The 14,645-nt window shown below is 32.6% G+C and carries 12 protein-coding genes; 4 read left to right on the top strand and 8 right to left on the bottom strand.

Annotated features, from left to right (window positions below):
- Positions 1–125: 125 nt before the first annotated feature.
- Complete coding sequence (locus DOS84_RS05165) at positions 126–569, bottom strand: hypothetical protein (protein ID WP_111409036.1); 444 nt, start codon at positions 567–569, stop codon at positions 126–128.
- 598 nt (positions 570–1,167) lie between these two features.
- On the opposite strand from DOS84_RS05165, the gene DOS84_RS05160 reads away from it, so the two are divergent.
- The gene (locus DOS84_RS05160) at positions 1,168–2,631 is read left to right on the top strand and encodes a PAS domain-containing sensor histidine kinase (RefSeq protein WP_111409035.1); all 1,464 of its coding nucleotides are present in this window, start codon (positions 1,168–1,170) and stop codon (positions 2,629–2,631) included.
- Entirely contained in the window at positions 2,628–3,026 is a 399-nt protein-coding gene (locus DOS84_RS05155; protein ID WP_111409034.1) for a response regulator, read from the top strand. Before DOS84_RS05160 ends, DOS84_RS05155 begins: the two co-directional genes overlap by 4 nt.
- Before the next feature lie 152 nt (positions 3,027–3,178).
- On the opposite strand, the gene DOS84_RS05150 is transcribed toward DOS84_RS05155, so the two are convergent.
- The 6 genes from DOS84_RS05150 to DOS84_RS05125 all read right to left on the bottom strand — a co-directional run bounded on the left by DOS84_RS05150 (position 3,179) and on the right by DOS84_RS05125 (position 9,378).
- The gene (locus tag DOS84_RS05150; protein ID WP_111409033.1) at positions 3,179–3,643 is read right to left on the bottom strand and encodes an FKBP-type peptidyl-prolyl cis-trans isomerase; all 465 of its coding nucleotides are present in this window, start codon (positions 3,641–3,643) and stop codon (positions 3,179–3,181) included.
- Positions 3,644–3,690: 47 nt separating this feature from the next.
- Entirely contained in the window at positions 3,691–4,173 is a 483-nt protein-coding gene (locus DOS84_RS05145; RefSeq protein ID WP_111409032.1) for an FKBP-type peptidyl-prolyl cis-trans isomerase, read from the bottom strand.
- A gap of 247 nt (positions 4,174–4,420) precedes the next feature.
- Positions 4,421–5,662: a BamA/TamA family outer membrane protein gene (locus tag DOS84_RS05140; RefSeq protein ID WP_165830396.1), complete on the bottom strand. Its 1,242-nt coding sequence runs from the start codon at positions 5,660–5,662 to the stop codon at positions 4,421–4,423.
- Positions 5,663–5,959: 297 nt separating this feature from the next.
- Complete coding sequence (locus DOS84_RS05135) at positions 5,960–7,822, bottom strand: ABC-F family ATP-binding cassette domain-containing protein (RefSeq protein WP_111409030.1); 1,863 nt, start codon at positions 7,820–7,822, stop codon at positions 5,960–5,962.
- A 141-nt stretch (positions 7,823–7,963) separates the two neighbouring features.
- Entirely contained in the window at positions 7,964–8,200 is a 237-nt protein-coding gene (locus DOS84_RS05130; protein WP_111409029.1) for a MerR family transcriptional regulator, read from the bottom strand.
- A gap of 491 nt (positions 8,201–8,691) precedes the next feature.
- Positions 8,692–9,378, bottom strand: a complete 687-nt coding sequence (locus DOS84_RS05125) for a Crp/Fnr family transcriptional regulator (protein WP_111409028.1) — start codon at positions 9,376–9,378, stop codon at positions 8,692–8,694.
- A gap of 351 nt (positions 9,379–9,729) precedes the next feature.
- Here DOS84_RS05125 and DOS84_RS05120 point away from each other — a divergent pair, with 351 nt between their 5' ends.
- On the top strand, positions 9,730–10,167 hold the full coding sequence (locus tag DOS84_RS05120) for a hypothetical protein (protein ID WP_111409027.1): 438 nt from the start codon (positions 9,730–9,732) through the stop codon (positions 10,165–10,167).
- A 1,155-nt stretch (positions 10,168–11,322) separates the two neighbouring features.
- Here the strand turns inward: DOS84_RS05120 and nhaA are convergent.
- Positions 11,323–12,504 carry a Na+/H+ antiporter NhaA gene (nhaA, locus tag DOS84_RS05115; protein ID WP_111409026.1) on the bottom strand — a complete coding sequence of 394 codons (1,182 nt, stop codon included), beginning with the start codon at positions 12,502–12,504 and terminating at the stop codon, positions 11,323–11,325.
- Positions 12,505–12,722: 218 nt separating this feature from the next.
- On the opposite strand from nhaA, the gene DOS84_RS05110 reads away from it, so the two are divergent.
- On the top strand, positions 12,723–14,507 hold the full coding sequence (locus DOS84_RS05110; protein ID WP_111409025.1) for a chloride channel protein: 1,785 nt from the start codon (positions 12,723–12,725) through the stop codon (positions 14,505–14,507).
- Positions 14,508–14,645: the final 138 nt, after the last annotated feature.

Raw genomic sequence — 14,645 nt, 5'->3', positions numbered from 1 at the left:
TTTGCTGTGGTTTTTTTGTAGTCTTTCTTTTCCAATGTAGAAAATATTCCATCTATTAAAATATTGATTTATTCCAAGCAACTCTGACTGTCGCCTAACTCAGTTGTTTTTGGCTTATGATTGTCCTAAGGAGTCAGTTTTTTTACTTCTTTTTGAATAACTGGTTCCATGTCAGTGAAAGTTTCTTTTTTTATTTTTCGAAATTTTTTTACAAAAAATGAAATCTCATTTTCTAATTCCTCATGTTCGCTTCTAAATTTATGAGAATCATATTTAAAAGGATCATCAATTAGTTCTGCTAAATGAGTCAGATGTTTGGATGTTTTCTCAAGTAGTCTATCGCAGTTTATGCTTGTTTCGGACAAACCGGATGATAGATTTCTCATTTCTTCCAGATTTTCTTTGTTAATGAGCGAAATGAAATATTTGTCAACAAGATGATACAAAAAGTGCAAATCCTCTTTATAGAATTTCAAATCTGAAAGCCAGTGTTCTGTCAGAATATATAATTCTCTGTATTTGGCAGTCCAAGTGAAATCTCCTTTTGGTCTTAAACTAAAATTTTCCATAACAATTACGTATAAATAAATGTGAATGATTTGAAAAAATAATAATAATTAACTGGCTGAATTTCAGTATTTATTATTGTTTTGTTGCTTTTCTAAATTGAAATAAAATCTATAAAATCAATAGTAAATTTAAGAATTTTATTTTGAGCAAACCTTTTTTAGCTATTGTTTTTTCACCAAAGAACATGTGCTGTTTAGACGAGTGAGGTTTTGCAAATGAGCAGTTGTTCTATGTTTTATTATATAAATGATATGATAGTTTGAAGCAATAACTTTTTGGTTGCAGTCATTTTTTTGAAATATTTTTTTTATAATAAAAGACTTAACTATCTGGATAGTTGGAATGTTTTTATATGTTGTTTGGGGGGCTAATCGTAAAGATGTATGAAATGTATTTCTTTTTTTTGTAAATTGCCTTGCGATTAATTGTGGTTGATTAAATACTGTTAAGTGAGACTCAGTTATATTGAATATTTAGGACGTGTGTAACTTGTTGTTTTTTAATGTATTAATTTTTTTATAAAGACATATAAGTTTGTAATGCGTTAGAAGACATTGAAAGTACTTTTTTAGGAACGTAATAATCCCTCAATTAATTATGAAAGAGCTTGATGATTATAAATATGCACTTGATGAATCTGCTATTGTAGCTATTACTGATCCCAAGGGCATAATTATACATGCAAATGATAATTTTTGTAAGATTTCAAAATACACTAGAAAAGAATTACTTGGAATGGATCACAGGATTATTAATTCAGGTTTTCATCCAAAGGAATTTATAAGGGAGCTGTGGGTGACTATCGCCAATGGAAAAATATGGAAAGGGGAGCTAAAAAATAAAGCAAAAGACGGAACAGTTTATTGGGTTGATACTACAATCGTCCCCTTTCTAAACCAAGAAGGGAAACCATACCAATATGTAGCAATACGATCTGATATTACTCAACGAAAATTGAGTGAAGAAAATCTTCTTAAAAGTCTAAAAGAAGTGTCAGATTATAAATTTGCCCTTGATGAATCCTCCATTGTAGCAATTACTGATCAAAAGGGGATTATCAATTTTGTGAATGACAATTTTTGTAAGATTTCAAAATTCAGCAGGGAAGAGTTGATTGGGAAAGATCATAGGATTATTAATTCGGGCTATCATTCTCAGGAATTTATTTGTGATTTGTGGATTACCATCGCTAATGGTAAAATTTGGAAGGGAGAACTCAAAAACAGAGCCAAAGACGGATCTTATTACTGGGTTGATACTACTATCGTTCCTTTTCTCAATGAGGAAGGAAAACCTTTTCAGTATGTTGCAATCCGCTCTGATATAACTCTACGGAAAAAGGCCGAGGAAGATCTGATTAAATACTCTTCCGCTTTGGAATTTAAGAATACCCAATTAATTGATTTTTGCAACATAGTATCACACAATTTGAGAGCACCATTGATTAATATTTCAATGTTGATTGATTATATTGATCAAAGCACAGATGGTGAGGAACGTCAAATGATGCATGATAAGATAAAGCCTGTAGTCAACCATCTGATGGAAATATTTAACGAATTGGTTGAATCTATTCAGGTGCAACAGGAAACAGGGATTGAATCGGATAAAATTCATTTGAAAGATTGCCTTGATAAAGTACTTATTGGTTTTGAAGCTCAAATTGAGGAATATGAGGCTAATATTGAGCTCGATGCTGGCAAAGCCTCTATAATTTACTTTCCTCATAAATATTTTGAAAGTATTGTTGCCAATTTAGTGAGCAATGCACTGAAATATAAGTCACCCGAGCGCAAGCCAAATATTAAAATAGAATCCAAAAAAGTAAACAATACTGTGCTCCTTTCGGTCCGTGATAATGGATTAGGGATCGATTTAGACTTGCACAAATGCAATCTTTTTAAAATTAGAAAGACATTTCACAAACATCCTGATGCAAAAGGATTTGGACTTTTTATGATAAAGACTCAGATTGAGTCCATGGGAGGGAAAATCTGGGTTGAGAGTAAACCTGGTGTGGGAAGTATCTTTTTTGTTGAATTTAATAATCAAAATCTATGACCTCAATCAAACAACTTACATTAGTGGACGATGATGAAGTATTTGTATTTCTTACTTCCAAAATGCTTGAGCAAAGCAAACTTGTGGATCTCATTAAAATATTTGAAAATGGTTATGATGCTCTGGTTTTTATCAAAGAAAATTTAGGTAATATTGAGGCTTTACCAGATATTATTCTTCTTGATTTGAGCATGCCAATTATGGATGGCTGGCAGTTTCTGGAAGGGTTTGTTAAAATTAATCCAAGTATTGGAAAAAAGATTATTATTTACATTTGTTCATCATCGATTTCACCCGACGATGTTATTCGTGCTAAAGCTATCAATGAGGTTTCTGATTTCATAATCAAACCAATGACTAAAGATAAACTGGTAGAGATGATAAAAAATTTATAGCTTCATCTTAATTAATTAAAAAAGGTTTGATTCGAAGCCTTCATTAAGAATTATTGACTCATTTAATAAACAAAACCACAACAGAACTAGATTCTAATGTGGTTTTGTTTTTCTATTGTGAGCTAAATTCAATTCCTCTTAGGTGAGTAGTCCTAATTTACCGAAATTAATTTAACATCAAAAATAAGAACGGAACCTCCAGGAATACCTCTATAATCATAATTTCCGTATGCTAAATGTGAGGGTACCAAAAGAATACCGCTGCCTCCAGTTTTGATATGAGGGATACCTTCTGTCCAGCCTTTTATCACTTGGTTCAGACCAAAAGAAACTCCAGCATCTGTACTTTGATCAAATATGGTTCCGTTGGTGTAATATCCTTTGTAGGCTACGGTTACATTTGAAGTTGCAGTAGGTTGTGTTCCAGTTCCGGGTTCTTTGATTATATAATACAGACCAGACTCGCTTTTTTGTGCAGTTAAATTATTTTTAGCCAGATAATCGGTGATTTCTTTGTCATTTTTGGCAGTGTAATCAACTGGTGTTGCTTCTTTGTCATTGGAAGAACAAGAGATAAAAAGTGCCAAGGCTATTAGGGCAGATAATAAGTGTTTCATAGGAATGTGAATTTTTATTCAATGTACTTTTATCCGATTAATCGAAATTAATTTACTGAAATTAATTTAACATCAAATATAAGTGCTGAACCTCCAGGAATAGGTCCCATCGTTTCATTTCCATATCCTAAATGGGCGGGTACCAAAAGAATACCGCTACCTCCAGCTTTGAAATGAGGAATACCTTCAGTCCATCCTTTTACCACTTGATCCAAGCCAAAAGAAATCCCCTCTGGTTTACTTTCGTCAAATACATTTCCGTTAGTGAAATAACCTTTGTAAGCTACTGTTACATTAGATGTAGCTGTAGGTTGCGCTCCAGTTCCAGGTTCGTTAATTACATAATATAAGCCTGATTCACTTTTTTCTGCCTTTAAATTATTTTTGGCTAGGTAATCGGTGATTTCTTTGTCGTTTTTGGCAACGTAATCAACTGGTGTTTCTTTTGTTACTTCGTTTGTCACTTCTTTGTTTTTGTTACAAGAGATAAGAAGAGTCAAGGCCACAAGGGCAGATAATAAATGTTTCATAGAAATGGGTTGTTTTTTAAGATCGCAAATATAGTAAAAACAGATAGTGATTTTTGTTAAAGGTTGAGTTCAATTATTACCGCTTTTTCCTTTTAAATAATGGCAAAAAAAACCGAATGCTAACCTTTAGCCCCGATAGCAGTGGAAATCCCACGCTTTTGGGCGTGGATTGTAACGTATAGCGGGACGATATTGCCAAAAAGGCCAAATGTTTCTGCTTCAAAAAATACTAATCGAACTCAGGTTATTAGAATCCTTCTCCGTCATTAAAATAGAAAGTTTGGGAATCGCGCCCCAATCCAAAATTAACGATGAAATTAGTCAGTGTGTCTTTGTCAAGCAGGACTCTCAATCCCACTCCAATTGCGGGCTGAATAGATTCGAATGATGCAAAGCTTTTGTCAGTAGCGCTTGCCGTTGTTGCATTGGCAAATACTGTTCCGCTGATCATTTGGTTTTTGGTAATTGGAAAACGATATTCGCTTTCAAGATATATTAAATTTGTTCCTCTTAGAAGTCCTTGTGTGTAGCCTTTCCCACTACGGCTGTTTTGATCCCAACCTATTGCCGGAAGATTTAAATATGGCAATCTGCCACTTACCTGAAATTGGCCATAAGCCCAAAAACCTAGAACATATTGTTTGTTTATTTTGCTGAGGGGTATAAAATACCTAGATTCAAGCAATAAAGTAGAACTGCTGTGTCTGTTAAGGTCGGTTTGCGGATTGTAACGATAATTCATATTCAGAAACAAACCTTTATTGGTGTTTATTAAGTTGTCCCTAGTGTCGTATATCAAATTTATGCTCATCCCATTGACGGCATAATTTTTATCGCTGAATCCATAATTTTTGGAATAAGTGTAATGATAGGTGTACTGTCCCTTGCTAACGTCCAAAAGTTTATCATTGATGTTGGTATAACTGTCAAAATGGATTCCTGCTCCGACAAAAAAATGAGAAAAAATACTGTAAGATGCCGTTTCGTGGAATTTAAAATAATTGTAATTCATCGGTTGCTCAATGGAATTGAAATCAAAGTCTTGAAATTCGGCACCCCAAGGAATAATGGAGGTTCCAAGGCCATAATTGGATTGCGAGAAAACATAGTATCGAAAATCACCGCTAAAAAACAATCGGTCATTATTGATATACATATTGTTTTTTATATAGGTCAGAACTTGTTTTTGCGTACTATAGGAAGCTCCTCCCGACAATAATGAAATTTTGTTTTCGGGCTTTATTTTGAAACTAAATTGACTGATGAATCCCAAAGTAAAACCATTTGCAGGCTGGTAACCCAACGTGGGGAATGCAATTAAATTGGTTTTGGAATCAGGTTTACTTATTTGTAAGGTATCTTCTTTTGTGAATAAATCGACAATGGAGCGCAGTGGGCGTTTTTTTTCTTCTTCTATTTTTTCTCCCCCTTGGGAAAGAATTGTTTGGGAATAAAAAAGGATTAGTAGAAATATGATTTTCGATTTCAAAATAGTTTTAAAATTCATAATGAAGATTCTGTGCTTTAATCACATTTTTAAAAGATTTAATCCATTTTTCTGTTCAAAACATAAAACTAAACAAAATTTCTTTGTGAGGTTTAATTATGGTAATAAAAGTGTTTTATCATTATGTCAATAAAACAATAATGAATTAAAGAAAAGTATAAATAAAAACAGAAAAGCCACAACAAAATCAAATCTGTTGTGGCTTTTAATACTATTTTTAGATATGTAGCTTAGCTCTGCAAGCTGGAAATTGCAAACTGAGCTCGGCGAAATGAAAAACTACCCTTCCATCTTCGAACTTAACTCAAACCAACGTTCCTCCTTACTTTCAATTTTCTTGATGATATTTTCGAGTTCTTTGGCTTTTTTTTCGATATCCGCATCGGCTACTTTTCCATCAGAGAATAATTGCTCGATTTTAGTTTTATCTATTTCTAAATCTTTGATTTCTTTCTCTATTTTTTGAAATTCTTTTTGCTCGTTGAAAGTCAGATTTCCGGTTGGATTGTTTTGTTTCCATTCTTTTTTCTCCGTTTTATTGTCTTCTTTCTGAGCGACATCTGTGCTGTCTTCGTAAGCTCTAAAATCCGAATAATTTCCGGGAAATGTTTCAATTTCTCCCTGACCTCTAAAAATAAATAACTGATCCACGATTTTGTCCATAAAATAACGGTCATGCGAAACCACTACCAAACATCCCGGATAGTCCAAAAGAAAGCTTTCCAACACGTTTAAAGTAACAATATCCAAATCATTCGTTGGCTCATCAAGAATCAAAAAGTTTGGATTCTGAATCAAAACGGTACATAAATATAAACGTTTCAATTCACCACCGCTTAGTTTTTCTACGTAATCGTATTGTTTTTTGGCATCAAAAAGAAAACGTTCCAACAATTGCGATGCCGAAATCAATCTGCCTTTCGTTAACGGAATAAATTCTCCGTATTCCTTAATAACATCAATTACACGCTGACCTGGTTTTGGGTTAATCCCACTTTGGGTGTAATAACCAATTTTGATTGTCTCTCCTACAACCACTTTTCCAGCATCCAGCGGAATAGTTCCTGTCAAAAGATTAAGGAATGTAGATTTCCCGGTTCCATTTTTACCAATGATTCCAATGCGTTCTCCGCGTTGGAAATCATAACTGAAATTATCCAGAATTACGTGATCCTTGAATTTTTTGGAAATCTTGTGAAGCTCAATGATTTTGCTTCCCATACGTTCCATGTTAATCTCCAGTTCGACTACATTTTCTTTTCGGCGGCTTTGTGCTTTTTCTTTAATGTCGTAAAAATCATCCTGGCGTGATTTTGACTTGGTCGTTCTCGCTTTGGGTTGACGACGCATCCATTCCAATTCTTTGACAAATAAGTTTTGCGCTTTATCGACACTCGCATTTTCCGAGGCAATACGCTCTTCTTTTTTCTCTAGGTAATACGAATAGTTTCCTTTGTATTGGTATATTTTTCCGTTATCCAGTTCAATGATTTCATTACAAACACGCTCCAAGAAGAAACGGTCGTGAGTCACCATGAACAATGTGATGTTTTCTTTGGCAAAATAACTCTCTAGCCATTCGATCATTTCTAAATCCAAGTGATTCGTTGGCTCATCAAGAATTAATAAATCGGGACGGTTAATCAAAATAATAGCAAGCGACAATCTTTTTTTCTGTCCACCCGAAAGGCCTTTTACTTTCAGTTTAAAGTCTTCCAACTTCAATTTGAACAAAATTTGTTTGTATTGTGTTTCAAAATCCCAAGCGTTATGACGATCCATAGCGTCAAAAGCTTTTTGGTAGGCTTCTTCGTCTTCAGGGTTTTCCAATGCTTTCTCATAAGCCTCAATCACTTTCAAACTCTCATTGTCTGATGCGAAAATACTTTCCTCAATTGTCAATTCGTCCTGTAGCTTATTATCCTGTGACAAAAAAGCCATTCGGATACTTTTTCGAAGTACTACTTGACCAGTGTCAGGTTCATCAAAACCATTAATGATGTTCATGATAGTGGTTTTACCCGAACCGTTTTTGGCGATAAATGCAATTTTTTGATCTTTGTTGATTCCAAAGGAAATGTCTTTGAACAGCGTGCGCTCCCCAAAAGATTTAGATATATTTTCGACTGATAAGTAATTCATGTTGTAAAATTGCCTAAAACAAGGCTTTTGTGATGTTTTTAAAGTTGTAGGTCTCTAATTAGGTCTCTAATTATTAATAAGCCTTTATTATGACTTGGCAAAGATACCTTTTTGAATCAAACAAAAAAAGATAGCATAACGCTATCTTTTACTTTGGATTTTTAATAATTCACTAAGCTTGTATCTTTTCCTATTGCTAAATGGCCTATACGCTTTAAGTTTTCCTTCTGTTTCGTATTTTCCTATTGTTGTTTGACTTTTTATTCCTAGAACAATCATTGCCTCTTTGGTATTTAGATATTGTTCTATAATCTGATTTTGTAAATGCATTAGGTTTATGTTTCCTTCAGCTTTTAATTTTGTTTGTTCATTTTTCATCTTTACAATCCTTTACATTTTAAAAGAGACCATAAATGGTCTTTTTAGTTCTACATCATTTATTTTTAAAGATAAAAAATAATTTTCATTTCATTGTAATCAAAATATGGCTAGGATAATGTTATAATTTAAGAGATTAATAGCTCAGAGGAATTTAAAAAATTTTCAAAAGGAGAAAAAACAAGAAGAAGTCTTATTGCTAATATAAGTCCTTGAGAATTGAATATTTGAAACATAGTCTCATATTTACTCCAAACAAAAAAACTATCTCACTAGTTGTGGAACAGTTTTTTTGTTTTCTGGGTCCTTACGAACCTGTTTACGAATCATTTTATGCATGATTTAAAGAAATTAGCGCTAAAAGGCTAATTATAGAGATAAAGGCATTATCTTCTAAAGATTACTTCGCGCTTTTTCATACACTATTCATACACTCTTGATTTGTGTATAGCAATTTTCAGGACAAAGCACTTATTTTAAGAATACAATTTCTAAAATCCCTCAGCAATAATTTCAAGTATCTTTTCGTTTATAATCTCAAAAGTTCTGCCTTTATTTATTAATATCCCTTGTTCTTCTAAGTAACCAATAACTCTGACTACCGTTTCTTTAGATGTTTCGCTATATTTAGCAATATCAGATTTAGTCATAATAATTTCTGATATTCCATCTTCATTTCTATACTTTTCGTTTAATATCAACAAAATTAAAGCAATTTTTTCTTTTGCTGATTTGTGCGAAAGTGATGAAATCAAATTGATCCAAACATTAAATTCAAAACTTAAAATTTCAACTAGGTTAAATGATAAATTAGGGGATTCTTTGGCAATTTTAATAAACTCATTTCCTTCATAAATCTCAATTTCACTATCTTCAAGAAAAATTGCGGTTACTGGGTGTTTTTCATTGCTTAATAAAGGTCTAAAGCCAAAAAAATCACCCTGAATATATACATAAAAAATTCTTGTTTTACCATCTTGGTTAAGCTGTTCTATTTTAACCTTTCCTTTTCTTAGGCGATATACAGCTTTTGGTTCAGAACCTTGGTCATACAAAACATCATTCTTAGTAAACAATTCAACACTCTTTATTCCCTCTAATTCTGACATACAATCAGGTTCAATTTCACCCAAAAGTTGATTACTTTTAAAAGAATACTTAACAATTTCAAAACCCATAAATAAATTATTTAATATAGATTGACGACGGTCAACTTTAATCGTGCAAATATAGGTTTACTTTGTAATATCCAAATTAAAAACAATTACAAACCTTAAAAAAAGAAAATGAACTTAAAATTAACAATGAATCTAGTATTAACAAATTTAAAAAATAGCCAATAATCTTTTAAATGTTCCTAAAGCATATCACTATAACATTTTAACAACAAGATGACTAATATTTAAAAATATGTGATTTGTAACACTAAAAAGAATATTATAATGCACTCAATTTATATTAAAAAAGGGCAGCGTTAATAGTCACAACAATATTTCACAACATAATAAATTAAAATTCTTTAAATAATCATGAGAAAAATATTTTTTTTATCTTTTATATCTATAATAGCATTAAGTAGCGTCAATGCACAATCAGTAGGAATAACAAAAAGTCTTATCAGTTCTTCAGCAGCACTTAAGAAGTATCATCAGAAAAACGAGCTTGAAGAAATGAAGAAAGGGGAATTAGTTGATTTGTATATTGAAAGAATTAATGTAATTATCAATAAAGTCCCATTCATTGCATTAACAACTAAGCGAGGTGTTTCTATAAATGATCTTGGAATTCCTAGTAGTTCAAATAACATTAAGGTAGTAGAAAATCAACAAGAAAATATTAAGACTTTTTTAGAAGGTACTGAAAAATTTGAAAGAACACTAGCTCCATTTGCAGATACACCAGACCTCATCGATGCTATCATATATTTAGAATCTATGCTTAAAGAATTAAAAATGATTAAGGAGTAAAATCACAGTCAGATTACTGGTATATTTAAAAATATCAAATATTTAATCTCTTTAAATGATTTCAATATTACATTAAGCCCCCTATTTACAAAGTGTTCGTTTCTATACTAAGCAAACTCTCAAGACTTTTGTGTTTTTTTTTAAAGTTCTCGAAAAATGAAAATAGTGACAAAAGTCTCCCACTAATACGTAAATGAAGTACTTTATAGTTGCAATGATTTCAAAGTGAATAAAAACCAAATCAACTATTGTCAAAATGTAATGACCTGTTAGAACAATATCAAATCTTTTGATTATTAATGAATATCACACTACAAATAAAATACGTTAAGTTAGTTCGATATTTTTGAATTAACTTTATGCAAAATAATTATTGTAAAAATGGAAACTACTTGTTTTGTTTCGTTTAATCTTTAATAGACTGTACAGTTATACTTAGTACAAATCTTATGGAAATCAACTGGTTTATATTATCGTTATTCTTTATTGGTCCACTGGTATTAATTATCATTCTATTATGGCAAACTATTAAAGATGAAAAGAAAATTGAAAAAAAAATAAACTATTCTGAAAAGACCGAATAAAGAGAACTAAATGATTTAATGGACTTGTAATATTTGTATCTTAAGCAACAAAACATAATTGATATGCAAAAAGATACTCTCTAGATTGACATAACCTGAATGGCAAGGTCTGATGACAGTCTTATAAATGAAATTTTTATTCCCAAGTAACCAAAATAGATGTTTTTAGCTAATTATTGACTTTGAAAAACACTTAGCTGTATTTTTCAAAGTCAGCATTACTAATATCGTAATAGGTGAGTAAAAACATTTTTTTTTACTTTCCATATCTGATTTTATATTGGCAAAATTAACATACTTCTCTTAATATTTGCTCATAACTATTTGGTAAATCAATACCCCATTGCTTTTGCTACTTTTTTCAATACCATATATCACTTGGACAAATTCTATTTTCATACTCTTTTTAAAAAAAAATCGCTGTTCTTTTTACTGGAGATAATTGCATCGTAAGATTTTGATTTCCATCAATATTAGTTGATCCGATCGGGGAAAACTAAGAAACTGGAATAATCAAAGACCCTTGTTTAAAGATGTAGAACTCTTAAAAAAAAAACAGTAATCTAGCGAATTAATTACTGTTCTGCCTTTTATTATATAAACTTAAAAGAAAGAAACCAGAAATTCCTGCTAATACTGAAGCAATCAAAATGGCAAATTTGGCCTTGTTTTGATATTCAGGATACTGAAAAGACAACAGTGCAATGAAGATGGACATCGTAAATCCTAGTCCTCCTAATAAACCTAGTCCCAAGACATGAGGCCATTTAGTATTTTCAGGCAGATCGGCAATATTGCACTTTACACACAACCAAGACATCGCAAAAATACCTATAGGTTTTCCTAAAAAAAGGCCAAGAACGATCCCCAAGCCTAGATTGCTGACAAGTCCTTGCATCATACCTGCCTCAAATGTAATATTGGTGTTTGCCAAAGCAAAAATGGGCATAATAATAAAATTTACCGGACGCGTAAGTGCATGCTCGAGTTTTTCCAAAGGCGAATCAGTATCCTCCTCATTGGTAGGCAAGGTCAGTGCCACAAGTACTCCAGCTATTGTTGCATGTATGCCTGAATGATGAATAAAATACCACATAACAATACCTGGTACTAAATAAAAAAACAAATTTTTAAGGCCCAAACGATTAAAAATAATAAGAAGCAGAAATAGTACTCCTGCATAACCTAAATATTGAAAATGGAGGTCAGATGAATAAAAAATAGCAATGACTAAAATCGCAATAAGATCATCTACTATGGCTAATGCAGCCAGAAATATTTTTAGCCCTGATGGTACTTTATTTCCTAACAGCGACAGGATACCAAGTGCAAAAGCTATATCAGTAGCCATTGGAATACCCCATCCATTTAATGTTTCCGGGCTTCCGCTGTTAAAAGTGGCATAAATAAGAGCTGGAACCAAAACTCCTCCCACAGCTGCCAGTACCGGCAGAGCAGCCTGACGCATCGAAGAAAGTTCACCCTCTACAATTTCTCGTTTAATTTCCAGACCTACCAAAAGGAAAAATACTGCCATTAATCCGTCATTGATCCACAATAATATTGGATATCGAAGATGTACTGCATCAGTTTCAAACCCAAGAGGAAAACTTAGAAAATTTGAGAACCCGCAGCTTAGACCCGTATTGGCAATCAAAAGCGATATACAAACGCAAAGCAGTAATAATATACCGCCAGCAGATGAAGACTTGAAAAAATGGGAGAAAATTTTAAGATTGATTAGTTTTGTCATATCACAAATTTAAGCATCACTGACCAATTGGACAAGTAAATCTGAAAAGGGATTTATTTTTATTAGTGGACTTATTTTCGAAATATGTAGCAAAAAGGATTGACTATTTCGTATACATATATTTTTTTGAAATTTAAAATTTGGCATTACATTAACATATTTTATTTTCAAAACCGTCCATTAACGGTAACTTTGTATTTATAGAATATTTCACTACAATGATCAAAAAACAATTACTAAAAGTAAAAAATCTTTTAGTTAGAGGACAAGAAAAATTAACTGACAAACAATTTATATTTCTTTCAAGTATTTTAATTGGTATTACTTCAGCATTTGCAGTGATTTTTCTAAAAAGTTTCGCTCACTCTGTATATTCATTTGCCACATATGTTAATGGAGTTCTTAAGCTGAGCTTTATAAACAGTATACTTCCTGTTATTGGTATACTTTTGACTGTCTTTGTAGTAAAAAAGGTTTTGGGAGACACTCTTGAGAAAGGAACTTCACAAATTTTATATATTGTAGCGAGAAAAGCCAGTATCATTCCTAAAAAGCAAATGTATGCTCAGATCATTACCAGCTCGCTTACTGTAGGGCTTGGAGGATCTGCTGGGCTTGAAAGCCCTATTGTTATAACAGGAGCAGCTTTTGGTTCTAATTTTGCACAGCAGTTCAAACTAAGTTATCAGCAAAGGACCCTTTTAATAGGGTGCGGTGTGGCCGCTGGTATTGCTGCGGCTTTCGATGCACCAATCGCGGGGGTTCTTTTTGCAATTGAAGTACTGCTTGTAGATGTAACTATTTCGGCTTTTACTCCCATAATGATTGCTGCTGCAACTGGAACATTAGTATCTACGATAGTACTTAATGAAAATATATTATTAGCATTTCGTCAACAAGAGACTTTTGATTATCATAACATCCCATTATACGTACTATTAGGGCTCTTCACTGGTCTAATTTCAGTATTTTATGCTCGAAATTTTTTAAAAACGGAGCATTTTTTTTCGCACCTAAAATTGGGCACTTATGAAAAAGCAATATTTGGAGCCTCAATTCTGGGTCTCATGATATTTATTTTTCCCACGCTATTTGGAGAAGGATATCAAAGTATCAAAACCTTAGCCGATAAAGATCCGCAAAATCTTCTGACCAATACACTTTTCTCTGATTATAGCAATAATAGCTGGGTTTTACTGGCTTTTGTCGGATTCTCAATGCTTCTAAAGGCCTTCGCCTCAGGAATAACTCTCGGCAGTGGCGGCAATGGGGGAAATTTTGCTCCATCATTATTTCTTGGATCTTATGCTGGATATTTCTTTTCTAAATTTTTGAACCTTTCTGGTCTTACCAATCTTCCTGTCAGTAATTTTACTCTTGTGGGCATGGCCGGAATTCTTAGTGGATTGTTTCATGCACCTCTGACCGCTATTTTCCTGATCGCAGAAATAACAGGTGGTTATGATCTTATGATTCCACTGATGATTGTAGCATCGGTAAGTTTTGCTGTCTCAAAGCGTTTTGAGAAACATTCACTGGATGTGAAAAATCTGGCTAGAAAAGGAAATGTTTTCACCAGCAATAAGGATACCAACATTTTGTGCACACTGGATATTGAAGACCTTGTAAGGACGGACTACCTCACTATTGAAGCTAACCAAAACCTAGAGCAGTTAATAGATCTCTTAGCACATTCCGACCAAGTTATCTTTGGTGTAGTCAACAAACAAAATGATCTTGAAGGATTAGTTTATTTCAATGATATCAGGGAAATAATTTTTGATGAAGTGAAAGTTAAAAGTAATCTTGTGGAAGATATTATGACACAACCTTGTCAAACTGTACATCTTTTTGACAGCATGGGAACGGTAATGAATAAATTTGAAAAAAGTGAAAAAGTTTTTCTACCGGTATTAAAAAATGGAAAATACTATGGGTTTATCACCAAATCAGATGCTTTGGAAGCATACCGTAATAAATTAAAATCTATGATTTTTGAATAAAGAACAACGGTCTCGATTAAATCAATGCTGATAACTGCTTTAACGGTTACTTTAGCAATTATCTGTTTGTATCTGAGGTGGCATATCTCAAACTTTGAATACCTAATAACGCCCAAAAACACCACTTTTAAACAACAA

Source organism: Flavobacterium aquariorum (assembly GCF_003254745.1).
Classification (GTDB): domain Bacteria; phylum Bacteroidota; class Bacteroidia; order Flavobacteriales; family Flavobacteriaceae; genus Flavobacterium; species Flavobacterium aquariorum.
Note: the sequence above shows the minus strand (reverse complement) of the source record. Positions and strands in the feature narration are given on the sequence as shown.